Origin of the sequence: Daejeonella sp., from assembly GCF_030684675.1 — a bacterium.
In the GTDB taxonomy this organism is placed as follows: domain Bacteria; phylum Bacteroidota; class Bacteroidia; order Sphingobacteriales; family Sphingobacteriaceae; genus Daejeonella.
Genome location: NZ_JAUXXZ010000042.1, coordinates 35155 through 58067 on the forward strand (window position 1 = coordinate 35155; position 22913 = coordinate 58067).

Below are 22913 nucleotides of genomic sequence, written 5' to 3' on the forward strand. Positions count from 1 at the left end.
TTTATTCAAAGAGAATTTGTGAACTAATCCTCATCATCAGAAACTGAACTTTGTCCATTTCCTGAATAGGCACTTCTTCTTACGATTGGCATACCCGCAACCTTATAAAGTTCATCAAGTTTCAATAAACTTCCGTTTGTAAGATTAGTTAATAAGATAATCGTAATATCTTTATTCACCTGCCTTAAATAAATATTCCTGAAACCATGCCACCAGCCGGTATGATATACAACTTTATTTTTGCCATTCTCAAAGGTCCGCCAGCCATAACCATAATTAAAATGCCCTCTTTGCATCACATTATGAGGAGAATAAACCGAATCCATGGTCTCGGGTTTCAATAATTTGGCTTTCCTCATAGCCCTGTCAAATAAATAGAGGTCATGAATGGTGCTGTATATTCCTTTATCGCCAACTGGTCCATCAAGAAAATTTTGTGCTACCGAGCGGCGCCAGTTACGGTCATGTCCAACCACATCCACAGGAATCTTGTCAAACTCAGCCTTAGAATACACTGCGGTATTCTTCATCCCAAGTGGTTTAAAGATATTCTCAGCCATAAATTGAGAATATTTTTGGCCGCTTACCTTTTCAATAATCGCAGCCAGAACCATGTAATTAGAATTATTGTAATGGAACCTTCTGTTAGGTTTGGAGTATGGATTAGGCTTATGTTCGGCGATTAACTTCATTACATCCTGATTAGTAATTCCCGGACGCTCATCTTTCTTTTGCGCTTTCCAAAGATCGTCTACGAAATAAACATAATTCATCATACCCGATTTGTGGGTTAAAAGAAGCTCAACCGTTATACTATCGTAAGGAAAATCAGGATAAAACTCCTTGACATTCTGATTTAGCTTTAATTTACCATCTTCAACAAGCATCATAATAGCAGTAGAAGTAAATGGTTTGGAGACTGAGGCAAGCTCAAAAACTGAATTGATCTTTAAACTATCGCGATGAAGGTGATCCGCCCAGCCAATAGCTCTTTCATAAATAATCTTTCCGTTCTTAGCTACCAGTACATTGCCATTAAATCCTGATTTCCTGTGAAGATTCGTTACAATTTCATCTATTCGTTTATCAGCTTTTCTGGGATCATAAAAAAGAACAACACTATCCGGCACTTCTTTTTTAAGAATTTTATTCTTTCTTGTTTCTGAAGGATCTGAACTACAGGCTTGTACTAATATGAAAAGGACAAACAATACTAAGCTGTTACGGAGATAATTGATCATGAAATGTATTTGGTATAGATTTAATGCTGAAAATTAGAAAATATTATAAAAAGGCTAATAAAAGAGTTATAAACACCGTGGTATAAATTGTTCAGATTGTTACAATTTAGATCGTAAAATCTAAATTTTTGCCCCAGATTCAAGGTAAAAAAATCTAAATTTGCAGCATAACAAAAAACCTGTTCCAATGACTTACAGAGTAGAACACGATACTATGGGCGAAGTTAAAGTGCCCACAGATAAATACTGGGGTGCCCAAACCGAGCGTTCAAGAAATAATTTTAAGATCGGTCCCGAAGCCTCAATGCCAAAGGAAATAATTGATGCTTTCGCCTATCTGAAAAAAGCGGCTGCATATACCAATACCGACAGCGGTATTTTAGCACCAGAGAAACGCGATCTGATTGCAAAGGTTTGCGATGAAATATTGGAAGGTAAACTCTCCTCAGAATTTCCTCTGGTGATTTGGCAGACTGGCTCTGGTACCCAGTCGAACATGAATGTAAATGAGGTTATCGCGAACCGGGCTCATGTTCTTCAGGGAAACAAACTGGGTGAAGGAAAAACCTTTGTACACCCAAATGACGATGTAAATAAGTCGCAGTCTTCAAATGATACCTATCCTACGGCTATGCATATTGCAGCCTATAAAATGGTTATCGAAACCACTATTCCAGGCATAGAAAAGCTTCGTGATGCTCTTCATCTTAAAGCCGAAAAATTTAAAGCGGTGGTTAAGATTGGCCGTACCCACCTGATGGATGCTACTCCACTAACACTAGGACAGGAATTTTCGGGTTATGTTTCGCAATTAAATCACGGATTAAAAGCCTTAAGAAATACTTTAGATCATCTATCAGAACTGGCATTGGGCGGAACTGCCGTTGGTACAGGCATCAATACCCCAAAAGGATATGATGTTAGTGTTGCCGCTTACATAGCCCAATTTACCGGCTTGCCCTTCATCACTGCCGAGAATAAATTTGAAGCATTGGCTGCGCATGATGCAATCGTTGAAACTCATGGTGCATTAAAGCAAATCGCTGTTTCACTGATGAAAATTGCAAACGATATCCGGATGCTGGCCTCAGGCCCACGTTCAGGTATTGGGGAGATTCATATTCCTGACAATGAGCCCGGTTCCTCCATCATGCCCGGAAAAGTAAACCCAACCCAAAATGAAGCGGTAACCATGGTTGCAGCACAGGTTATGGGTAATGATGTTACAATTAGTATCGGAGGTTCAAATGGTCATTACGAGCTGAATGTTTTTAAACCGGTGATGGCCGCTAATTTCCTTCAGTCGGCACGCTTAATCGGAGATGCCTGCGTATCTTTCACCAATAATTGTGTGGCAGGAATAGAGCCTAATTATGAAGGTATCAAGAAACACCTTGAAAACTCTTTGATGCTTGTGACAGCACTTAATCCTCATATTGGTTATGAAAATGCTGCCAAAATTGCTAAAAAAGCCCTTAAAGAAAACAAGTCACTGCGTGAAGCTGCCATTGGTCTTGGTTTACTGACTAACGAACAATTTGATCAATGGGTCCGTCCTGAAGATATGATTGGCGGATTAAAATAATTAGTATCTCTCTCCTTCGCCATTGGCCCGGGAGAGGTGTTTATAAATTCAAAATGGTAAAAAACGCCCGTATTTTCTTTTTTGCCTTATTACTGCTGGCTTCAGCCTCCTGCAAATTCAATCCTAATCTTCAGGGTAAGGGCACAGAAAGTATTCAGGGAATATGGGAAGAAGATAGCGTTGACTACCAGGATGAACTGCTGCAATATTCCAGGCATCAATTTCGCTTCTCGTGTGATTCTGTTTATCTAACGATAAAAACTTTCGCTAAAGTAAATACTTACCCCGACTCCTGTTTTAATAATGGAAGCTGGACCGAATACGCAAAAGGAACCTACCTCAGCAATGGGGATACCCTGATGCTGACAACAACTTTTACAAAACCAAATTTTAAGCAAAAAATCTCAGGATGTTACCGCGTTGGTCAATATCTTCCGGCATTTATTATCCGAAAAAATACAGGCGATAGTTTATATCTTGAAAGCTTAAAACAGCATCAGAATATTAAACTATCCCTTAAAGAAAAAACGATCTGTATTCAGAAACCACTAAACTAATTTATTATGAAACTTAATTCCCTAAAGAAAGTATTTCTGGTCTTTGTGCTACTCTATCTGCCCGTTCAGGCTATGGCCTGGGGACTCCTTGGACACAGGGTAGTGGGTCAGATCGCAGAGAGCTATCTGAACAGGAAAGCAAGCCGTGAAATAAAACTAATACTGGGAAATGAAAACCTTGCAATGGCCAGTAATTGGGCAGATTTTATTAAATCTGAACCTTCTTATAATTACCTTAATAACTGGCATTATATTAATCTGCCTGCCGGATTGAACGAAGAGCAGCTTGATTTCGCGTTAAAACGCGATACCGTTACAGATGCCTACACTAAAATTCTTTTTCTGAGTGCAGAATTAAAAAATAAGAATCTTGAACAGGATAAGAAGGTAATGTACTTGCGTTTGCTCATACATTTGGTGGGCGACCTCCATCAGCCAATGCATACCGGCCGTTTTGAAGATCTTGGAGGTAATCGAATTCAGTTAACCTGGTTCGGACAAAATACTAACCTGCACCGTGTATGGGATTCAGATCTAATTGATTCACAAGAACTTAGCTATACAGAATATTCGCGTTCCATTAATTTTATTGATAAAAATCAATTGCATTCGCTGCAATCACAGGATGCAGCACAATGGGTTAAAGATTCCTACCGCATCAGTGAGAAACTATATGCAAAGGTGAATAATGGTGATAAATTGAGCTACCGCTATATTTATGATAATATCGAAATCGCGAACCAGCAAATGCTTAAAGGGGGAATTCATCTTGCGGCCTTACTAAACAGTATTTTTTCAGCTTAAGTTCAATTTATGAAGATTTTAATGGTATGTCTTGGCAATATTTGCCGTTCTCCATTAGCACATGGCATTTTGGAACACCTGGTTAGGCAAAAAGGTTTAAACTGGGAAATTGATTCAGCAGGAACCGGGGGTTGGCATGTTGGGCAGCAGCCAGATAGCCGCTCCATTGCAATCGCAAAAAAATATGGTCTGGATATCAGCGGACAAAGCTGTAGAAAATTTGATACCAGCGATTTTGAAAGGTTTGACCAGATCCTGGTAATGGATTATAATAACCTGAACGATGTGAAAGCTCTGGCCAGAAATGAAGAAGAACATAACAAAATCAGTCTCTTCCTCAAAGATAGCATTGTCCCTGACCCTTATCATGATGATGATCAGTTTGACCCGATCTATCAAATAATAGAAAAACGCTGCAAAGAATTAATAGAGGAATTCGCTTCCACTATTTAAGCTTAAGGTCTTTTTGTACCTTTACACCATGGCAATCATCAAACCATCCATCCCGAAAGGAACCCGCGATTTTTCAGCAAGTGAAATGGTAAAACGCAATCATATTTTCAATACCATCAGTGCGGTATTTAAAAAATATGGTTATCAGGAAATCCAGACTCCAACTATGGAAAATCTCTCTACCCTTACCGGAAAATATGGCGATGAAGGAGATAAACTGATCTTTAAAGTTCTGAATTCCGGCGATTTCTTATCCAATGTACCCACAGATAAACTTGAGGCACGTAACTCACAAATCCTAACTTCAGAGATAAGTGAAAAAGCCCTGCGTTACGACCTTACCGTTCCATTTGCCCGCTATGTTGTGATGCACCGTAATGAGATCTCATTCCCGTTTAAACGCTTCCAAATCCAACCCGTATGGCGTGCCGACAGGCCTCAGAAAGGAAGATATCGTGAATTTTACCAATGTGATGCAGATGTAGTTGGCTCTGAAAGTCTGATCAATGAAGCAGAATTCGTATTGATCTACCATGAAGCATTGAGCAAACTAGACCTGAAAGATTTTACTATCAAGATCAATAACCGTAAAATAATATCCGGCATAGCCGAGATTATTGGAAAACCTGAGCTAATCATTGACATGACTGTTGCGATCGATAAACTTGATAAGATCGGCTTTGAGGGAGTGACCAAAGAACTGATCGAACGCGGTTTTACCGAATCAGATATCGAAGTGCTTAGGCCTATCATTTCCTTAAGCGGATCAAACGAAGAGAAACTGAACAACCTGCGTACTGTCCTTTCGACCTCCGAAACAGGTCTGAAAGGAATTTCCGAAATTGAAACCATATTTAGCTACATCAATCAACTCATACCTCATAACTCATACCTCATACCTCTTGAACTTGACATTACCCTCGCCCGCGGACTCAACTACTACACCGGAGCCATCTTCGAAGTAAAAACCAATGAAGTGGCAATGGGCAGTATCGGAGGTGGAGGACGTTATGACGACCTTACAGGAATGTTCGGGCTCAGTGACCTGACCGGGGTAGGAATCTCATTTGGCGCCGACCGCATTTATGATGTACTTGAGGAGTTAAAGCTTTTTCCTGAAAGTGCTTCGGAAAGTACAAAGGTACTCATCAGTAATTTTGATTCTGCAGCCGAAAGCTATGCACTTCCCCTGCTTCAGCAATTAAGAAACGCTGGAATCAGTGCTGAAATCTATCCATCCTCGGCCAAACTGAAAAAACAGATGAGCTATGCAGACGATAAAAAAATTCCTTTTGTTATCCTGATAGGAAGTGAAGAAATGGAAACGGGACTACTCAGTCTTAAGAACATGAAAAGTGGAGAGCAGCAAAAAATTACTACTGACCAAATCATTGCTTCTTTATCCTAAGAATTACAAATCGGGAAATTCAGACTTGCGAATTTACCTGAGCGCCATGAAAGATAAATTCGTCAGTCACCTGTAACAGTCTGCGAATACGAAATCTATTTTCCGCTGTTCGGGATGTTAGCCTGCGCATCCCGTACTCCAGATAAAACGGGTTTAAAACCCGCAATATCTGAAATTCGATATGACTTGCAGAACTGCCGCTATTTTGGTGTGGGATTGACGAAATCTACTTTCCGCTTGCCCAGGCGATTTCGCAAATCTGAGCTATTTGATATTCTCACCCAATGCCCTCAAAAACTCTTCCGGTATCTCCAAATGCGGAATATGCCCTGAATTACTAAACTCGATTAACACAGATCCCGGAATTTTTGCTGCAGTTTCTTTGCCCAACTGATTATAAAGCCCATATTTCGCTTGATCTTCGGGCTTAAGTCTCGCTTTGCCCACAATAGTTTTATCCTGGATGCCAATCAAAAGCAATACCGGCACCTTGAGCAATGGAAATTCATATACAACCGGCTGTTCATAAATCATCTGCGCAGTTAAAGCCGATACCTTTGCATAACGGGGAAATTCAGAACTTCCATTCACTCCCGAAGCTATACGAACCAGCTCATCATACTCAGGCTTCCACTTTACGAAGTAGGATGTTTGATAATATCGCTTCACACTTTCTGGAGTGGTCTTAAGTTCAGCCTGATACATAGCTTCCGGACTTGCATTGGGTACAAAACGGCGGTAATCCTCCAATCCAATCGGGTTTTCAAGGATCAGTTGTGCTGTTCTTTCCGGATAAAGCAATGCAAAGCGACTTGCAAGCATTCCACCCATAGAATGCCCCATCAAAACAGCCTTCTGAATTCCCAAACTGTCTAAAAGCTGCCTGTTTAAGGCAGCAAGCCGGTGGAAACTATAATTTATGAATGGCTTGGATGATTTTCCAAAACCTATCTGATCAGGAACCAGTACCCGGTAACCCTTTGCACTAAGTGCTTTGATCACATTTGTCCAGTAATACCCTCCAAAATTTTTCCCATGAAAAAGCATTAAGGCTTTTCCGTTTGGATTATCCGGCTTAATATCCATATATGCCATCCGTACATCCTGGCCTTCAATATTCAGCGGCAAAAACTTCACCGGAAATGGATAGTCCACATTTTCAAGCGTAATTGACAGGTTTTGAATCTGTTGGGCAAATGCGTAGGATGAGGCTAGCAAAAGAAAAAAAAGACATAACTTTCTCATAATCAATAATTTAAAAATAAAGGTTTTCAATTTATCGGGATAAAATTTTCATCGGATAAACCAATTAGATTTTTCTGCCGTATATGCTGTAAATCAATACTAATCGAAATTTAAACAATTAGAAACCTATAACACAAAACTATTATGGAACGTAAAGACTTTCTTGCAGCACTTGGCCTGAGCGCAGGTTCAATAGTTATCAGTTCATGCCTCGGCGCATGTGGTAAAAGCGAAACGGGCTCACCCGATCCGGTTACTCCAACACCAACACCCGGTGGCAAGTTAGACTTTACTCTTGATGTAAGCTCAAATGCGGATATGAGCTCGAAAGGCTGGACAATAATGAATAGTGTAATCATTGCTAAAAATGGCTCAAGCTACATTGCTCTTTCCTCTGTTTGCACTCATCAGGGAAACCCGGTAACATATAACTCAGGAAGTAATAATTTCCCATGTTCATTAACCGATGCTGCTCATGGGTCTGTATTTGATTCAAATGGTGCAAGAGTTCAAGGACCGGCGACTTCAGCTCTAAAAAAATACAGCACTACTTTAACCGGAAGTTCTTTAAGGATTTTTGAAGCCTGATCTTATGAGAAAGTCTTTCCTCTTGTTCTATTTATTGCTTCCATTCTCTGCCTTCGCTCAGGAAGATCTTATGAAACTTGTTTCAGATAGCAATGAAGTTTTTGTCAGGACAGCTACCTTCAAGGCTACCCGAATTATTAACGGACACTCTGTTGAAACTGTCGGCAAGAACAATATGGATTTCATTATTTCCCATCGTTTTGATCGCATAAACCGTGGTTTTGAAGAATTCTTCGGACTAGATGCCGCAACAAACCGTCTTGGATTGGAATATGGAATCAATGACCGCTTTATGATAGGACTTGGAAGAAGCTCATTTCAGAAGACATTTGATTACTTCGCCAAGTATAAACTGCTCAGACAAACTTCAGGTTCAGGAAGTACGCCCGTTTCTGTCACACTATTTGGAGGATATGCAATATGCACCCAAAAAACCACACCCCAACTTTCTGGATCTGACAGGAGCAGTTATACAGCCCAGTTCCTGATTGCCAGAAAATTCAGCGAGGCTCTTTCATTGCAGCTGAGTCCGACACTGATTCATAGAAACAGAGCAGATATTTTCACAGACAATAAAACGGTCATCGCGACAGGAATTGGTGGAAGAATGAAATTGACCAAACGAACTTCCCTGAACGGAGAATATAATTATGTGCTTCCAAACCAGATTGATGATAACTATAAGAATAATCTATCTTTTAGCTTTGATCTTGAAACCGGAGGACATGTATTTCAATTACTTTTTACCAATTCTTTCGGAATGACTGAAAGACAGTTCATTACAGAAACTGATGGGAGTTGGGGAAGCGGGGATATCCACTTTGGCTTTAACATTTCAAGAACATTTTCGTTTGAGAAAAAAAGTAGAGCGAAACCATGAAGCACTATTTGATATTAACGGCCTTTATTCTGATTTTTAATTTTGCTTCAGCACAAAATAAACTTTATAGCAGTAATAAAACTGAGTTTAGCTTTTTCTCTAAAGCTCCGCTTGAGGATATTGAAGCGAAAAATACACGTGCTAATTCAATCATCAATCTATCAAACCGGGAGCTTGTTGTTCGCATTCCTGTATCACAATTTCAATTTAAAAACAAGCTGATGCAGCAACATTTTAATGAAAACTATATGGAAAGTGAAAAATATCCATATGCTACTTTCAAAGGTAAGATCAATGAAGAATTGGATTTGAGCAAAGCGGGAGTCTACTCAGTAAGTGCAAGCGGGATATTGAATATTCACGGTGTTGATCAGGACAGGAAACTGAGTGGAAAATTAACTGTAGGTGAAAAGTCATTGCTACTTGAAACACTGTTTGAGGTGATGCTGATTGACCATAAAATTGAGATTCCGAAACTGGTATTTAAAAAAATAGCAGAGAAGATTGAAGTAAAAGCGAATATCAGTTATTCACCATATACAAAATAGCGATCCTGTATTAAAGAACCTTTACTAACCAATTACAATCAAAAAAGCCAGTCGAATGACTGGCTTTTTTTGAATATTTGAACAAAACCTAGTTATCAAGCGGGCGAACAGTCGGAAGCACAATACTGCTTAAACGCGCACCTCCATGATGAATGGTTTGTTGAGCTACCCGAATACGGTCGCTGCTGCCAAACGGATCACCTGTGTTTGGGTTGCGGTCAAACTGAGGGAAATTACTTGAAGTAATGTCTACCCGAATACGATGACCTGGTAAAAATACATTCGCAGTACCTGTCATTTCAATTTCGTATTCATACACCTGATTAGGTGTAAGTAACTTGATCTTATCTAATCCTTCACGGAATCTGGCTCTCAAAATACCTTCTGAGATAGGCATTGCCCTACCATCAGGATAAACATCTACCAGTTTAATCATCCAGTCTGTATCCGGTCCATCGGTTGCGGCGAATAACTTCATTTTCATCGGACCAGCAATTGTTACCGGGCTTTTCAGAAATTCTGAAGTGTAGACCAACACATCTTCCCTGCGCTCCAGCGGGCGCTGATCATATGGGCCGGCCTGGGTTGGTGTTCCACAACAATTATTTCCACCCAAGGTCATGATTGGTGTCTTTGGATCATACGTAAATTTATCACTTGCTGCCTTTTTAGGAGCCTCAAAACTTAATATTCCATCACCCCGGACAGAATTTGCATTTCCGCTACTACTCAGATACAGGTTTTTGTACTGAGTTCCCGGAATCGGATAATCCTTTTCACTGCGCCATTTATTGATACCCATGTAGAACAATTGCACAGGATCTTCAAGATCCAAACCATTTTTGATTCCTTTCAAATGGTAATCGTAAAATTGCAATTCCCTGTTGAACATCTTCATGTTGGCTGTAGCCCCAAAGTCTACAGTTCCAAATGATTGTGAGGGACCATGTCCCCATGGACCAATGATCATTCGGGCAGCGGCACGTGCTGCAGGAGTTGCTGCCTTATTCCTCATCCCGATATAACCATTAATAGTGCCCATTAAGAAGATATCAAACCAACCTCCATAGGTATGAGCCGGAACATTCATTTTAGAAAAATTCTCCTCATCACTGATCGACTTCCAGTAATCATCATAACTCTCATGGTTAATCCAGTCACGGTAATGCTTAACCGCATAACCAGCACTTTTCAAGTCACCATCCTTTAATGGCAGATGCCATAAAATATTTTCATATTTCAATTCTTCGGGAGTGTAAGCTTCAGTATGCCAGTATTGAGGTAGCATAATCCGGTTAGGCATACGAACAACGCCCCAGCCATAATTAAAACTTAAACGGAAAGCTCCGCCCATGGTTAACCAGTTAGCATAGATATTGGTTGAGGCTACCCCGGGAAATGCTGCTACCAGATGCGGAGGACTTGCACTCATTGCTGCCCATTGGTTATGACCAAGGTAACTTCCACCCTGCGTAGCAACCTTACCATTTGAAAAGGGCTGAGCTGCTGCCCACTCGATCACATCATAGCCGTCTTTAGATTCATCACGAAAAGGATCCCAGTTGCCCTCACTCTCGTAGCGGCCCCTAATGTCTGCGAAAACAACAGCATAACCCTCCTGAGCAAACCTGATCTTATCCTGATGGCCACCGTCACGCTGTACACCATAACAGGTACGAATAACAATGGTTGGGTATTTCCCGGGTGCTGCCGGCAGGTATACGTCAGCATATAATTTTACTCCATCACGCATCGTAATGGTCCTGTAACGCTCTATTTTAATTTCGTTATTCACAGGTTTGCGTAGCAATTCAGGAATATCATTCCTTATTGCAGGATCGGCACTGCTAACCATTTCGGAAATAAGCGCATTACTTGTATACATGTAATTTTGGTTGATGGAAGCACCTGAATAATTATTAAATTGATTTCCGGTGCCCAATGTCTTGCTAGTCTGTCCCTGAGTGCTGATAGCCCCCGAGAGAAAAACTGTCAGAAGTAAAAACTTTAACTTGTTCATGTTTTTTATCTTTAATAACCTTAGATAAATATGGATAAATAAGTTCAGGATTCCAACCCTAAAAACTCTGAAAATGAACTTTTTATCTATTTAAAAACAAAAGGAAGGTAAAGTCCGACAGATAAATTACGTCCCTGATTATAATACCCGGCATTCAAGTCAGCCTCATCTAAACGACCAGGTTTAAATCTGCTCAAATGATCGTAATAGGCTTTATTAAACAAATTGTTTGCGGAAACATTAATTCTCAATGGTTGTTTATTAAGCATTAAGGTTGTTCCCATTGCAAGATTAACCAATGAGTACGCCCCTGTTGGTGTTTCAAAATTATCCACTCTGCTTTGTTTGAAAACATTATCAAATGCTATTGAAAAGTAAGTACTCTTCAAACCTCCTTTAAACTCAGGTTCTAGTCTGATCTCATTCCTCAAGACCGCTGCAGGAATAAATGGAAGAGCCTTGTCCGTTGCCCTATTTACTCCACGGGTATAAGAGAAGCTGTTTTCAAAATGAATGACTTCGGCCGGATGAAGTGTCAGACTGGCTTCAATCCCCGATAAATTTGCATTATCTTGTACAAAGCGATAAACCGGAAGTGTTTCATTATCAACCACTATAGTTTCATTTCCAATCTGCCTGTTGTAGATATAATTATCAATATGATTGTTGAAAGCTCCCAAGCTGGCACTAATCACATTATTATTAAATTCGAAAGCAAAATCACCATAATAACTATTCTCAGGATTAAGGTCATTATTTCCAACCTCATACCTGAAGGTTCCCTCATGAACTCCATCAGAACTCAGCTCAGCTATATTAGGTGAGCGAAATGCTGATCCAAGATTGGCTTTAAAATTAAAATACTCATTGAACTCTTTTGTGAAACCTAAAGCTCCACTAACATTGGAAAAACTGTTTGTGAAATTATTGAACTTTGGATTACCATCTTCCTCCATCTGATCACCAGTGATTTTACGGTAATCAAATCGGGCACCCAAATTAAAGGTGCTGCTCTCCCAGGATTTTTTGGCATAAGCAAAAAGACCTAATTCTCCGGATTTATAATCAGGAATCAGTAATTCCTCTGCTCTGTTCTCATTATTCTGTGCTGAAGCAGACAATCCGATCACCGGCTCCCAGCCATTAGCTTCATTGAAATAGTATTTAAAATCAGAGCTGTAGGTCTTTAGGTCAAAAAAGAGGGATGGGTTTATCCGATCTTCTTCAAGTTCTCTTCTCTGGTTATTCTGATAAGCCAGAATGGTTCGCAATCTCCCGCTACCCAGCAAAACATGACTGTTCATCGCAACCTTATAATGTCTTATGTCCTGAAAAGGAAGAAACAAAGTGCGATCCTTTAACTGCTTATCTGTTAAAACTGAACCATTCTTATCTTCGAACATGCCATCCGCATTCCTCGAAAAGTCAGGCAATCCGATATTGTTTTGGAAACTGGATAGGTTTAAATGTGCATAACCCCATTTCTTGTTAAATCCGAGCTGACCGCTGAAATTTGTTTCATTAAATCCTGTATTGGCTATTCTTCCACCTGGAGCATCATAGCTATAAGCGCTTTTTAAGGAAGCCCTGGCACGCCAGATAAATCCATTGCTATTCCCCTGTAGCATCGCAGAGCTTCCGCTGAGGCCGTTATTACTTTGATAGCTGGTCAAAACTTCAGCCCTTACCTGTCCTTCAGGAGAGGGCAATGGCTCTAATACATTAATTACCCCACCCAGTGCATCCGAGCCGTATAACAAACTGGCTGCACCACGCAATACTTCAACACGCTCTGCACTGTACTGATCTACTTCCATACCATGCTCATCTCCCCATTGCTGACCTTCCTGCTTGGCTCCATCAACCAGGGTAACTACCCGGTTGTAACTCAATCCCCGGATTACCGGCTTCGAAATACCCCCGCCTGTAGTAACCTGTGAAACTCCGGGAACCTTGGCGATCGCATCAATCAGGTTACCTGATGGTCGGTTAATCAACTGATCCTTAGTAACTGAAGATACCGCCGTACTGTTTTTCCGGTTGTCGGTACTAAAAGCGGTTCCGGTAATGACCACCTCTTTCGCCTCAATCACGCTGGAGAATAGGGCGAATTCAAGATTAGCCTTAAGTGAAAAATCTATGGTTTGAATCAATGTACTATAGCCGATGTAGCGAACTTCAACAAGAAAACGCCCCTTTTCGGGGATATTGTTGAATTTGAACTGACCCGATGCATCTGTCACCACAGAGATCTTAAGGTCCGGAATTGTAACGAGTGCTCCCGGAAGGGTTTCTTTAGATTGCCCATCTATTACCCGTCCTTCGATTGAGGCTAAATTTGCGTAAGAATTTGAAAAAGTGAATAACAATAAAATATATAAAATAATAGATTTCATTTCTATGGAATTAGAATTAAATAAACGGAATAGACCAGCAGACGGATAAACGCTGCATCACAATTAGAAAAGGAATGAAAAAATTATTCCGTAGGGGGACCTCTTAGGGTAGAGAGGAGTTGTTCAACAAAATAGGAGGTAGCTTCATTATTCAGAAAAACAGACATCATTGGAGATAATCTGATCTTTTCATAGAAAGAAGTCTTAGTGAAGGTTTTATCAATATGAACGGCACAAACCCAGCAATAATCGGCTTTGCTTTGAATATTTACCTTTTGGGTACTGCTGGAATTAAGCTGTTCAGATCCTTTGGAAACCGAAATTGGAGCGTGGTTGTGGAAGAAATCCAATGGAAGAAGCACAGTGGAAAAACTCAGTAATAAAATTACCGAGAAGCTTAATCCAAATGTCTTTCTAAATGCTTTCATTACAGTCTTCGGTTCAAATTTAAGAAAAAAAGAAAATATTTCAAAATTCGGGCAAAGGGAGGGTGTAACATTTTTATTATTACATCTCATAAAATGGTATTTTCTGCAATTTTTCTTGCATTCAAGTAAATTCAATTTTGCATCCAAAATAATATTCAGCTTTTCGATTTAAATAGTAAATTCAGATATGATAATTAATACTAACCATACTCAATTTTACTACTCATAGTCTGGAACAATCTCATTTAGGCTTAATTCCAATTAAAAAAGAAAGATACCTATGTACCAATTCGAAATTAGAAAGGACAGTATTAAAGAAGTTAGAAAGGCTATACTTATAAAAGTATTAGTTCTATCATTGTTTTTTCTGGGTGGTTTTTCCTACGGCTACTTTAAAAATCCTAACATTTATGTACTACTTATCATAATTACAATTTTGCTGTTTGTGACAATTTCGGGGTACAATAAAGCTGTAAATCAGCAAATAATACTATATGACAGCTATATTTTAACCATTGATAGTGAATCGATTAAACGAGAACAGTATGACACACCGGATATCATTATTAAAACCTCAGATATCAGCAGAATTATTAAAAATCGAAATGGGAGCTACAGCATAAAGGGCAATTCACGGGGAAATACAATAGAGGTTCCATCCCTAATAGAAGACTTTGAAAGGTTGGAAAATGTGTTATCAAGGATAATGCAGATTTCAAAAAAGACAGGAATTCAATTTGAGGACCTGGGAATCATTTTGGTATTGTGTTCATTTGTTGGGGTATACATCTCCAGGGACAAAATAATTATTGCTGTTTGTGCAGCTATTGTTTTTATAGCTTATAGTTATTCCTTCTTCATAAATCAGCAAAATCAAAATATCGACAGTCAAACGAAGAAAGGAAGTTGGTGGTTAGGGATTATATTTGTTATTTACTTCATCAAAGCTGTATATCACCAAGTAAGCGGACTATAATGCTCCTCAGCGATCCTCTTAAACTTTATCCGGTTCACTTTCCAGTATACCGATCTGGATCATCACCTCAGATTCTTTAACCGGAAACTCTGCATTATTTCTAATAGTCTGAACCACTGATTCGAAGAGATCCATATATTTTCCAACAGCAGATGGAACCAATTCAACGGTTTTTTCACCCTGTTCGCTCATCAATGTCAGACGGCCTTCTTTACCTGCATCCTCATTTCCGAATCCGGGATCACCGGGCTTCATTCCTGCGATCAGCTGATCTTCCTGCTTATCGCAGAATGCCTTTACAAATGAGCCTTTTGTACCATGAATGATAATACCCGGCTGGGGATCGGCAACTAGGAGGCTTGTGGTTATAAATACATTCAGTTGATTTGGATAGCTTAATTGAATATGTCCATAATCATCCACAAGCGAGTTCTTACGATAAACACCAGTTATTTTTCGATAAGAAAGTGGTTCTCCAAGAATACATATTGCCTGATCAAGCAAATGTGCAGCCAGATCATATACAATGCCTGCAGCCGGAATTGGGGTTTCTTTAAAGACTTTCGGACCGATTTCTGCCCTGTAGCGGTCATAACGCAAATGCATCTCAATGATCTGTCCGAGTTTTCCACTGTTTATCGTATCCCGGGTAACTTCAAAATCGCTCGAAAACCTTCTGTTCTGGTAAACCATCACCTTGCGGTTCAGTTTTCTTCCCAGATCAAAGATTTCCTTTGCCTCAGCCATTGTCGGTGCAAAAGGCTTTTCAACCAGAATATCTTTTCCAGCCATCAATGCCCTTCTGGAATAATCTACGTGCGTATTACTTGGGGTATTAACAATAACCAGTTCAATTTCAGGATCATTCAATACCTCATCAAGGGTATTATAACTTTTAACATCCGGATAATCGGCATTTACCTTTTTGGTGTTGTGCTCCAGCACCCCTTTAAAATGAAAGCCCGGGTGAACATGAACGAATGGTCCGTGAAATAGCTTTCCCGACATTCCATAAGCCAGCAAAGCAGTAACGATTGGTTTTTGCATGAACAAATATAGTATTTGAGGTGAAAATAACACGTAGTCGGTAATAACGCCGACCAATGGGAAATTTAGCAATAACTGAAGTAGAATGTCTTTGCGAGGAGGTACGACGAAGCAATCTCATTATTAGTAAGATTGCTTCTCAGCAAAGGGCTGATCGCAATGACAAATTCCATAATATTACGTGGTCGGTGATAACAGCGACCACAGGGAAATTTAGCAATCACTGAAGTAGAATGTCTTTGCGAGGAGGTACGACGAAGCAATCTCATTATTAGTAAGATTGCTTCTCAGCAAAGGGCTGATCGCAATGACAAATTCCATTTCATCTAGAATTCCCATATTTACATTTTATGGATAGCTTTCATTACGGAAAATTAGGATAAAGAAATCAATATTCCACCCCTAGGATAACTTCTCAAGTCAGATATTCCATTTTTTTACGGACTTTTGTACATGACCCCAGCAGAAATAAACGCCAAATGGAAAGTACTACAAGCGCAGATAGCTAAAGATTTTGATACAGACCTTCCCGATATGAAGGTCATGCTATTTCTGATCGGTGTTCAGGAACTCGGCAAAGGTCCGGCAAAATTCAGCAAACGACAGAAAGAAGAATTAATGCATATTGCAAACTGCCGTTTATTCAGTGAGTTGGGTTTTTATGAACTCGAAGGCCTCGATCAGGATGGTTGGCCACACTGGAAACTAATTAAGCCTATCCCTGCCTATACCCTTCTGGAACAGGAAATGATTATGCGATCTTTGATCATCACCTATTTTGATAGTATCTAATCCTTGAGAAATGAAAAAACTATCTGTTTTCTTACTGATATTTTGCGCCAGCTCAGTTTTCGCTAAACCCAAACATGATTTTGTAAAGATCAAAACCAGTAAAGGTGAATGCATCATCATGCTATACAACCAAACTCCTAAACACAGGGATAATTTTATGAAACTGAGCAAAGAGGGTTTTTATAACGGTACCCTTTTCCACCGGGTGATCAAAGAATTTATGATTCAGGGCGGTGACCCGGATTCAAAAACAGCAAAACCGGGTCAGGCATTGGGTGAGGGTGACTTGAAATACCGGGTGGAAGCCGAGTTTAGAGACAGTCTTTTCCATAAAAAAGGAGTCCTGGCAGCAGCGAGGGATAATAATCCGCAAAAAGAATCCAGTGCCAGTCAGTTTTATATCGTTCAGGGTAAGAAATGGACCGATGCCACACTTGATGATGTACAAATTAAAAGAATGAATGGCCGTATCATTCCCGAATCGCAGCGCAGGGTGTACAAAGAGCTTGGCGGAACACCACATCTGGATCAGAACTACACCGTTTATGGCGAAGTAGTCAGCGGTATCGAAATGGTCGATGCAATCGCAGAGTTTAAAACAGGACCATCTGACCGCCCCCTTGATGATGTTTCGATGATGATAAGTGTACTCAAAAAAGGAGAAGCAAGAAAAATCGAAAAGAAACTGAATTTAAAACACAACACACTTTAATTTCTATGAAGATTATTACTTACAATGTCAATGGAATCCGTTCGGCTTTAAGCAAGAACTGGCTGGAGTGGTTAAAAGCCGCAAATCCGGATGTGGTTTGTTTGCAGGAAATAAAAGCCACCCCCGATCAGCTTACAGACTTACTCCTGCTCGAGCAAATGGGCTATGAACATTACTGGAATCCGGCGGAAAAAAAGGGGTATAGCGGTACAGCCATTTTCACTAAAATTAGTCCAAAACATGTAGAATACAGCTCCGGAATGGATGATTATGACCGTGAAGGACGCATTCTAAGAGCGGATTTTGAAGAAATTTCTGTGATGAGCACCTATTTTCCTTCCGGCTCTAGCGGCGAAGAGCGTCAGGATTTCAAATACCGTTTTCTGGAAGATTTCAGGGACTATTCCGATAAAATTAAACTTGAAATCCCAAACCTCGTGATTTCGGGTGATTATAATATTTGCCATAGACCAATCGATATCCACAATCCAAAATCCAATGCAAACTCTTCTGGCTTTCTGCCGGCAGAACGTGAATGGATGGAAGATTTTATCAATTCAGGCTATATTGACTCTTTCAGGCATTTCAACAATGAACCACATAATTATACCTGGTGGAGTTTCAGAGCAAATGCCAGGGCTAAAAATCTGGGCTGGCGAATCGATTATAATCTGGTTTCAGAAAAATTAAGGGATAAACTGAAACGGGCAGCCATTCTTCCTGAAGCCAGACATTCTGATCACTGTCCGGTTCTTTTGGAGTTGGATATATAATTTTTAACAAGAGTGATATAATGCGGAATGGATCAAAGTTTAAGAATTCTGTCTGATGTACATAAACCCGATTGAAGCGGATACCGGCCTGTGATCAAGGCCTGTGGAGTATAAGCAAAAAGCGGGGCTTGCTTTAAAAAGCTCCACATCAGCGCATTTCCAAAGAAAGAACCCTCAATACCCGCAAAGAAGCATAATAAACCCTATCATTAGATGTAATAACATCAAAATCCGGTATTTGTCGAATCAAAACTCCCAAATCCTATCCGGGCAAATACAGGCATCCATTTTAATGTCAAACTCATTCAGATCATAAATCTCTTCAACAGGGTCGAAGTACGATAATCCGATCTTCTTTACATCAGGTCTGCAGGTCATGAGAAAACGGTCATAAAAACCCTTTCCATATCCTGCGCGGTTACCCAGCTTATCGAATGCCAAAAGAGGAACAAATACCAGATCGATCTGATCGGCTGGAATAATCTTTCCATGGATAGGTTCCGGGATATCAAATTTATTTCTGCCTAAAATGGTGTATTCATGGTCATAAAGCACGTTTTCAATTTTCAGATTTTTAAAATCGGTCCTGGGTATGACAATCTTTAATTCCGGAAAATTTTCCTTGAAGTAGTTTAGAATAGAGAAGGTATCAAGCTCGTTCATTTTTCGAATAGGCATGAAAACATGAACCATACGATACTCAGACCAGTTAAGGAGCTTAACCTGATCCATTAAGGCATCAGTCAGCATCCAGTACTCTGAACGCGTAAGGTTCTGACGCTTTTCCAGAAATAATTTCCGAAGTGTAGCTTTATCCACAACACGAATGTAAAAACAATTCCTTCGAAATTTCGTTCAAAAAAAAGGTCTTTCCATGAAGAAAAGACCTTTCAAAAAAACTAAAAACTATTTTACTCTTTCGATGTATTCTCCTGTACGTGTATCTACCCTTACCCTATCTCCCTGGTTAACAAAAAGAGGCACCCGAATCTCAATTCCTGTTTCAACTGTAGCACTTTTTAAAGCATTAGTAGAGGTATCCCCTTTTACTGCCGGCTCAGTGTAAGTAATTTCAAGCTCTACACTGGTAGGTGCCTGTGCCATTATTGGCTCTTCGCTTTCAAAAGAAACAATCACATTCATTCCTTCTTTCAGAAATTTAGCTGCGTTTCCAAATAAGGTTTTTTCAATACTAAATTGCTCAAAAGTTGTATTGTCCATCACCACAAAATAATCCCCTTCTTCATAGAGATACTGGTAATCACTGGTTTCAACCCGGCAAATTTCAACCTGCTCATCTGTTCCCATCCTGGCCTCAACAATTTTACCCGTTTTTATATTCCGTAGCTTTCCGATGTAAAAAGCCCCCCCTTTACCTGGTGTACGGTGAATGATTTCATCCACAGTTACCAATTCGCCATTATAACGTAATATATTTCCTGATTTAATTTCTGAAGCTTTTGCCATAAGATTTTACTGATTTCGAGCCGCAAAGATAGGGGCATTTTATTAATTTTCCAATAATTGCCTCTGGGGTTAAGAGACAGGGCAAGGGATCATCCAATGCTTTCGGTAAGGGATTAAGAAAAAGCAGCGTTTCATTTATAATCTGCTACATTCAGTTGCTTTTTACAAAAACTATACTCCTGTATTTGATTAGAGCAAATGATGAGAATCCGGTCTGCAGAATATTTTTCAACAAGCGATAGGTACCATTCTAGGCCCTGCTGATCGAGATTTGAGGCTGGTTCATCCAGAAGAATCATATCCGTATCAGAACAAAAAGCCAGCGCAAGTTTTACCCGCTGTTTCATCCCCGAAGAAAAATACTTTATCGCTTTATGCTCAGAGCGTTTCAGACCCATCAGTTCAATCAATAGATCACGGTCAAGCCCGGATCGATATTTCTTAAAGCGAAAATGAAAATCAATAAGCTCCCTTAGCGTAAGCTCTTCGATGAGTTCAAGATAGGGTGCAGCCATAGATAAATGCTCAAAAACATTTTCCGGGTTGAGCAAAACACCTCCCATTGTATAAGAAATTGTTCCCTCTGAGCTGCTCAGACTACCCGAAATAACCTGTAACATTGTAGATTTTCCAGCACCGTTGGCACCCAGAATGGCATAGGAGCTGCCACTTTCAAAAACATAATTTACATCCCTGAAAATCCATTCGCGATTAAACCGGCGGCCAATGTGTTCAAGGTTTATCTTCATCATAATTACAAATCCCTCAGGGATCTCAGGGTTTAGGAATTACCAAAACCCTTCATAACACCGCGGTTAGAGTTTCGGATAAAATCAATGATCTCATCCCGGATCTCAGTAGCTTCACGCTCGGTTTCTATAATATCCAGGGCTCTGGAAATATTGTATTTTTTCAGGAATATGGTCCTGTAAATATCCTGGATCTCATTAATCTGCTCGGAAGTAAAGCCTCTGCGGCGTAAACCGACTGAGTTTATTCCAACATAAGCCAGTGGCTCACGGCCAGCCTTGGTATAGGGAGGCACATCTTTACGCACTAGAGAACCACCTGATATAATCGAATGCGCACCAATTGAAACAAACTGGTGAACAGCAGAGGCTCCGCCAATAAAAGCATAGTCCTGCACTTCAATATGTCCGGCCAGTTGTACTGAGTTTGCAATGATAACATTGTTTCCGATAACACAATCGTGAGCAATGTGAACATAAGCCATCAAAAGACAGTTTGACCCAATAGTTGTTGTATTCTTGTCGAGCGCTGTACCCCTGTTCAGGGTTACACATTCCCTGATAATCGTATTATCTCCGATAGTAACTGTAGAAGCTTCCCCTTTATATTTCATATCCTGGGGAGGTGCCGAAACAACAGCTCCCGGAAATATACGGCAGTTTTTCCCGATACGGGCACCATCCATAATGGTAACATTTGATCCAATCCAGGTACCTTCACCAATAACTACATCCTTGTAGATGGTAACAAAAGGTTCTATAACAACGGTTTCGGCAATCTTGGCCTGTGGGTGAATATATGCTAAAGGCTGGATCATACGCTTGCTTCGCTTTCTTTAACTCTGATTATTTGTGCCATCATTTCTGCCTCAACCACAATCTTTTCACCTACCATTCCAACACCTTTCATCTGGCAAATACCTCTTCTGATTGGTTCCATTAAATCGCAGCGGAATACAATAGTATCTCCCGGTAAAACTTGAGCGCGGAATCTAACCCGATCAATCTTTAAGAAATAGGTCAGGTAATTTCGTGGATCAGGAACAGTACTAAGTACCAGAATTCCTCCCGTTTGCGCCATCGCTTCGATCTGAATTACTCCCGGAAGCACCGGTGCACCCGGAAAATGCCCTTTGAAGAATTCTTCATTCATGGTAACATTTTTCACTCCAACAACGTGTGTTTTTGAAAGTTCGAGAATCTTGTCAATAAACAAAAAGGGCTGTCTGTGAGGCAAAATGTTCATGATCTGAACCACATCATACAATGGTGGAACACTTGGGTCATAAACCTGTACATTCTTTTTTGACCTTTCTTTTTTAATCTGGGATTTAATCTTCTTGGCAAAAGCAATATTTGCGGCATGTCCCGGTCTTGCAGCCATGATATGGCCCTTCAGTGGAACACCAACTAATGCCAGATCACCAATCATATCCAAAAGCTTATGACGTGCCGGCTCATTCTGATAACGCAATTCAATATTATTCAGAATACCTTCTCTGGCAACATCAATATCATCGCGGTTAAAAAGTTTGGCAAGATTCTTTAACTCTTCCTTACTTACCTGTTTATCTACGACCACAATCGCATTATTCAAATCACCACCCTTAATCAGATCATGTTTCAATAACATTTCAAGTTCATGGAGGAAACAAAATGTACGACAAGATGCAATTTCCTTTTTAAATTCTGAAAGTGTTGTTATTGCTGCATGCTGACTGCCCAAAACCGGTGAGTTATAATCGATCATGCAGGTGAAGCGATAATCATCCAGGGGCATAGCAACCATCTCTACCTTTCGATCAGGTTCAGAATAATGAATATTATGAGGAATACTGTAATACTCCCGGTCGGCTTCCTGATTAACAAATCCTACATTCTCAAGTGCATCAACGAATTGTATGGAGCTTCCATCCATAATTGGAATCTCTGGTCCGTCGAGCTCCATCAAAATGTTATCAACTTCTGTACCCACCAGACTGGCCAAAACGTGCTCAACAGTATTTACACTTGCTCCATTCTGTGTTAAGGTAGTTCCCCTTGAGGTATCGGTCACATTATCAACATCAGCATCAATGACCGGTGTTCCCGGAAGGTCAATTCTTTTAAATTTATAACCATGGTTTTCGGGAGCAGGCTTAAATGTCATCCTTGCCACCTTGCCGGTATGTAAGCCGACACCTGTCACAGAAACTTCTGATTTAATTGTTCTTTGTTTTACATTCATCGTATTGATATTCATCA

23 protein-coding genes are annotated in these 22913 nt (G+C 40.1%); 12 read left to right on the plus strand and 11 right to left on the minus strand.

Annotation, left to right across the window (positions count from 1 at the left end):
• Nucleotides 1-23 precede the first annotated feature (23 nt).
• Complete coding sequence (locus tag Q8M41_RS08475; protein ID WP_305364823.1) at nucleotides 24-1241, minus strand: serine hydrolase; 1218 nt, start codon at nucleotides 1239-1241, stop codon at nucleotides 24-26.
• Nucleotides 1242-1428: 187 nt separating this feature from the next.
• Here Q8M41_RS08475 and fumC point away from each other — a divergent pair, with 187 nt between their 5' ends.
• Genes fumC through hisS form a run of 5 tightly spaced genes read left to right on the plus strand, consistent with a single transcriptional unit; the run spans nucleotide 1429 to nucleotide 6048 of the window.
• The gene (fumC, locus tag Q8M41_RS08480) at nucleotides 1429-2826 is read left to right on the plus strand and encodes a class II fumarate hydratase (protein ID WP_305364824.1); all 1398 of its coding nucleotides are present in this window, start codon (nucleotides 1429-1431) and stop codon (nucleotides 2824-2826) included.
• 53 nt (nucleotides 2827-2879) lie between these two features.
• Nucleotides 2880-3383, plus strand: a complete 504-nt coding sequence (locus tag Q8M41_RS08485) for a fumarate hydratase (RefSeq protein ID WP_305364825.1) — start codon at nucleotides 2880-2882, stop codon at nucleotides 3381-3383.
• Between the two features lie 6 nt (nucleotides 3384-3389).
• Entirely contained in the window at nucleotides 3390-4187 is a 798-nt protein-coding gene (locus tag Q8M41_RS08490; protein ID WP_305364826.1) for a S1/P1 nuclease, read from the plus strand.
• A gap of 9 nt (nucleotides 4188-4196) precedes the next feature.
• Complete coding sequence (locus Q8M41_RS08495; protein ID WP_305364827.1) at nucleotides 4197-4640, plus strand: low molecular weight protein-tyrosine-phosphatase; 444 nt, start codon at nucleotides 4197-4199, stop codon at nucleotides 4638-4640.
• Nucleotides 4641-4668: 28 nt separating this feature from the next.
• Nucleotides 4669-6048, plus strand: a complete 1380-nt coding sequence (gene hisS / locus Q8M41_RS08500; RefSeq protein WP_305364828.1) for a histidine--tRNA ligase — start codon at nucleotides 4669-4671, stop codon at nucleotides 6046-6048.
• Between the two features lie 264 nt (nucleotides 6049-6312).
• On the opposite strand, the gene Q8M41_RS08505 is transcribed toward hisS, so the two are convergent.
• Nucleotides 6313-7293, minus strand: a complete 981-nt coding sequence (locus Q8M41_RS08505; RefSeq protein WP_305364829.1) for an alpha/beta fold hydrolase — start codon at nucleotides 7291-7293, stop codon at nucleotides 6313-6315.
• A gap of 144 nt (nucleotides 7294-7437) precedes the next feature.
• Here Q8M41_RS08505 and Q8M41_RS08510 point away from each other — a divergent pair, with 144 nt between their 5' ends.
• The 3 genes from Q8M41_RS08510 to Q8M41_RS08520 are packed head-to-tail and all read left to right on the plus strand — an operon-like array spanning nucleotide 7438 to nucleotide 9309.
• A complete protein-coding gene (locus Q8M41_RS08510) occupies nucleotides 7438-7881 on the plus strand; it encodes a ubiquinol-cytochrome c reductase iron-sulfur subunit (protein WP_305364830.1) in 444 nt (147 codons plus the stop codon).
• Nucleotides 7882-7885: 4 nt separating this feature from the next.
• The gene (locus tag Q8M41_RS08515; RefSeq protein ID WP_305364831.1) at nucleotides 7886-8761 is read left to right on the plus strand and encodes a DUF5777 family beta-barrel protein; all 876 of its coding nucleotides are present in this window, start codon (nucleotides 7886-7888) and stop codon (nucleotides 8759-8761) included.
• Nucleotides 8758-9309, plus strand: coding sequence for a YceI family protein (locus Q8M41_RS08520; RefSeq protein ID WP_305364832.1), 552 nt, complete (start codon nucleotides 8758-8760; stop codon nucleotides 9307-9309). Before Q8M41_RS08515 ends, Q8M41_RS08520 begins: the two co-directional genes overlap by 4 nt.
• An 88-nt stretch (nucleotides 9310-9397) precedes the next feature.
• Here Q8M41_RS08520 and Q8M41_RS08525 read toward each other — a convergent pair whose 3' ends face one another.
• The 3 genes from Q8M41_RS08525 to Q8M41_RS08535 form a co-directional block, all read right to left on the minus strand.
• Nucleotides 9398-11329 (minus strand): CocE/NonD family hydrolase, encoded by a 1932-nt coding sequence (locus tag Q8M41_RS08525; RefSeq protein ID WP_305364833.1) that lies wholly within the window; start codon nucleotides 11327-11329, stop codon nucleotides 9398-9400.
• A gap of 86 nt (nucleotides 11330-11415) precedes the next feature.
• Entirely contained in the window at nucleotides 11416-13725 is a 2310-nt protein-coding gene (locus Q8M41_RS08530; RefSeq protein WP_305364834.1) for a TonB-dependent receptor domain-containing protein, read from the minus strand.
• 83 nt (nucleotides 13726-13808) lie between these two features.
• On the minus strand, nucleotides 13809-14153 hold the full coding sequence (locus Q8M41_RS08535; protein ID WP_305364835.1) for a hypothetical protein: 345 nt from the start codon (nucleotides 14151-14153) through the stop codon (nucleotides 13809-13811).
• 280 nt (nucleotides 14154-14433) lie between these two features.
• On the opposite strand from Q8M41_RS08535, the gene Q8M41_RS08540 reads away from it, so the two are divergent.
• Nucleotides 14434-15129, plus strand: a complete 696-nt coding sequence (locus Q8M41_RS08540; RefSeq protein WP_305364836.1) for a hypothetical protein — start codon at nucleotides 14434-14436, stop codon at nucleotides 15127-15129.
• 18 nt (nucleotides 15130-15147) lie between these two features.
• On the opposite strand, the gene Q8M41_RS08545 is transcribed toward Q8M41_RS08540, so the two are convergent.
• Nucleotides 15148-16176, minus strand: a complete 1029-nt coding sequence (locus Q8M41_RS08545) for a Gfo/Idh/MocA family oxidoreductase (RefSeq protein WP_305364837.1) — start codon at nucleotides 16174-16176, stop codon at nucleotides 15148-15150.
• Nucleotides 16177-16629: 453 nt separating this feature from the next.
• Between Q8M41_RS08545 and Q8M41_RS08550 the strand changes: the two genes are divergently transcribed.
• Genes Q8M41_RS08550 through Q8M41_RS08560 form a run of 3 tightly spaced genes read left to right on the plus strand, consistent with a single transcriptional unit; the run spans nucleotide 16630 to nucleotide 18453 of the window.
• Nucleotides 16630-16968, plus strand: a complete 339-nt coding sequence (locus Q8M41_RS08550) for a hypothetical protein (protein WP_305364838.1) — start codon at nucleotides 16630-16632, stop codon at nucleotides 16966-16968.
• A gap of 10 nt (nucleotides 16969-16978) precedes the next feature.
• The gene (locus Q8M41_RS08555; RefSeq protein ID WP_305364839.1) at nucleotides 16979-17680 is read left to right on the plus strand and encodes a peptidylprolyl isomerase; all 702 of its coding nucleotides are present in this window, start codon (nucleotides 16979-16981) and stop codon (nucleotides 17678-17680) included.
• 5 nt (nucleotides 17681-17685) lie between these two features.
• A complete protein-coding gene (locus Q8M41_RS08560; protein ID WP_305364840.1) occupies nucleotides 17686-18453 on the plus strand; it encodes an exodeoxyribonuclease III in 768 nt (255 codons plus the stop codon).
• 246 nt (nucleotides 18454-18699) lie between these two features.
• Here the strand turns inward: Q8M41_RS08560 and Q8M41_RS08565 are convergent, their stop codons facing one another.
• The 5 genes from Q8M41_RS08565 to Q8M41_RS08585 form a co-directional block, all read right to left on the minus strand.
• Nucleotides 18700-19272: a 5-formyltetrahydrofolate cyclo-ligase gene (locus Q8M41_RS08565; protein ID WP_305364841.1), complete on the minus strand. Its 573-nt coding sequence runs from the start codon at nucleotides 19270-19272 to the stop codon at nucleotides 18700-18702.
• An 87-nt stretch (nucleotides 19273-19359) separates the two neighbouring features.
• A complete protein-coding gene (gene efp, locus Q8M41_RS08570; RefSeq protein WP_305364842.1) occupies nucleotides 19360-19920 on the minus strand; it encodes an elongation factor P in 561 nt (186 codons plus the stop codon).
• Nucleotides 19921-20051: 131 nt separating this feature from the next.
• A complete protein-coding gene (locus Q8M41_RS08575; protein ID WP_370870461.1) occupies nucleotides 20052-20672 on the minus strand; it encodes an ATP-binding cassette domain-containing protein in 621 nt (206 codons plus the stop codon).
• A 29-nt stretch (nucleotides 20673-20701) separates the two neighbouring features.
• Entirely contained in the window at nucleotides 20702-21487 is a 786-nt protein-coding gene (gene lpxA / locus Q8M41_RS08580; protein WP_305364843.1) for an acyl-ACP--UDP-N-acetylglucosamine O-acyltransferase, read from the minus strand.
• Nucleotides 21484-22896 (minus strand): bifunctional UDP-3-O-[3-hydroxymyristoyl] N-acetylglucosamine deacetylase/3-hydroxyacyl-ACP dehydratase, encoded by a 1413-nt coding sequence (locus Q8M41_RS08585; RefSeq protein ID WP_305364900.1) that lies wholly within the window; start codon nucleotides 22894-22896, stop codon nucleotides 21484-21486. Before Q8M41_RS08585 ends, lpxA begins: the two co-directional genes overlap by 4 nt.
• Nucleotides 22897-22913 lie beyond the last annotated feature (17 nt).

Excerpts from the sequence above, each read along its gene's own strand:
- Q8M41_RS08545 (WP_305364837.1), bottom strand. The coding sequence starts at position 16,176 with ATGCAAAAACCAATCGTTACTGCTTTGCTGGCTTATGGAATGTCGGGA.
- Q8M41_RS08560 (WP_305364840.1), top strand. The coding sequence starts at position 17,686 with ATGAAGATTATTACTTACAATGTCAATGGAATCCGTTCGGCTTTAAGC.
- Q8M41_RS08530 (WP_305364834.1), bottom strand. The coding sequence starts at position 13,725 with ATGAAATCTATTATTTTATATATTTTATTGTTATTCACTTTTTCAAAT.
- Q8M41_RS08555 (WP_305364839.1), top strand. The coding sequence starts at position 16,979 with ATGAAAAAACTATCTGTTTTCTTACTGATATTTTGCGCCAGCTCAGTT.
- Q8M41_RS08520 (WP_305364832.1), top strand. The coding sequence starts at position 8,758 with ATGAAGCACTATTTGATATTAACGGCCTTTATTCTGATTTTTAATTTT.
- Q8M41_RS08490 (WP_305364826.1), top strand. The coding sequence starts at position 3,390 with ATGAAACTTAATTCCCTAAAGAAAGTATTTCTGGTCTTTGTGCTACTC.
- Q8M41_RS08495 (WP_305364827.1), top strand. The coding sequence starts at position 4,197 with ATGAAGATTTTAATGGTATGTCTTGGCAATATTTGCCGTTCTCCATTA.
- Q8M41_RS08510 (WP_305364830.1), top strand. The coding sequence starts at position 7,438 with ATGGAACGTAAAGACTTTCTTGCAGCACTTGGCCTGAGCGCAGGTTCA.
- Q8M41_RS08585 (WP_305364900.1), bottom strand. The coding sequence starts at position 22,896 with ATGAATGTAAAACAAAGAACAATTAAATCAGAAGTTTCTGTGACAGGT.
- fumC (WP_305364824.1), top strand. The coding sequence starts at position 1,429 with ATGACTTACAGAGTAGAACACGATACTATGGGCGAAGTTAAAGTGCCC.
- Q8M41_RS08540 (WP_305364836.1), top strand. The coding sequence starts at position 14,434 with ATGTACCAATTCGAAATTAGAAAGGACAGTATTAAAGAAGTTAGAAAG.
- Q8M41_RS08505 (WP_305364829.1), bottom strand. The coding sequence starts at position 7,293 with ATGAGAAAGTTATGTCTTTTTTTTCTTTTGCTAGCCTCATCCTACGCA.
- lpxA (WP_305364843.1), bottom strand. The coding sequence starts at position 21,487 with ATGATCCAGCCTTTAGCATATATTCACCCACAGGCCAAGATTGCCGAA.
- Q8M41_RS08515 (WP_305364831.1), top strand. The coding sequence starts at position 7,886 with ATGAGAAAGTCTTTCCTCTTGTTCTATTTATTGCTTCCATTCTCTGCC.
- hisS (WP_305364828.1), top strand. The coding sequence starts at position 4,669 with ATGGCAATCATCAAACCATCCATCCCGAAAGGAACCCGCGATTTTTCA.
- Q8M41_RS08575 (WP_370870461.1), bottom strand. The coding sequence starts at position 20,672 with ATGATGAAGATAAACCTTGAACACATTGGCCGCCGGTTTAATCGCGAA.
- Q8M41_RS08525 (WP_305364833.1), bottom strand. The coding sequence starts at position 11,329 with ATGAACAAGTTAAAGTTTTTACTTCTGACAGTTTTTCTCTCGGGGGCT.
- efp (WP_305364842.1), bottom strand. The coding sequence starts at position 19,920 with ATGGCAAAAGCTTCAGAAATTAAATCAGGAAATATATTACGTTATAAT.
- Q8M41_RS08535 (WP_305364835.1), bottom strand. The coding sequence starts at position 14,153 with ATGAAAGCATTTAGAAAGACATTTGGATTAAGCTTCTCGGTAATTTTA.
- Q8M41_RS08550 (WP_305364838.1), top strand. The coding sequence starts at position 16,630 with ATGACCCCAGCAGAAATAAACGCCAAATGGAAAGTACTACAAGCGCAG.
- Q8M41_RS08475 (WP_305364823.1), bottom strand. The coding sequence starts at position 1,241 with ATGATCAATTATCTCCGTAACAGCTTAGTATTGTTTGTCCTTTTCATA.
- Q8M41_RS08485 (WP_305364825.1), top strand. The coding sequence starts at position 2,880 with ATGGTAAAAAACGCCCGTATTTTCTTTTTTGCCTTATTACTGCTGGCT.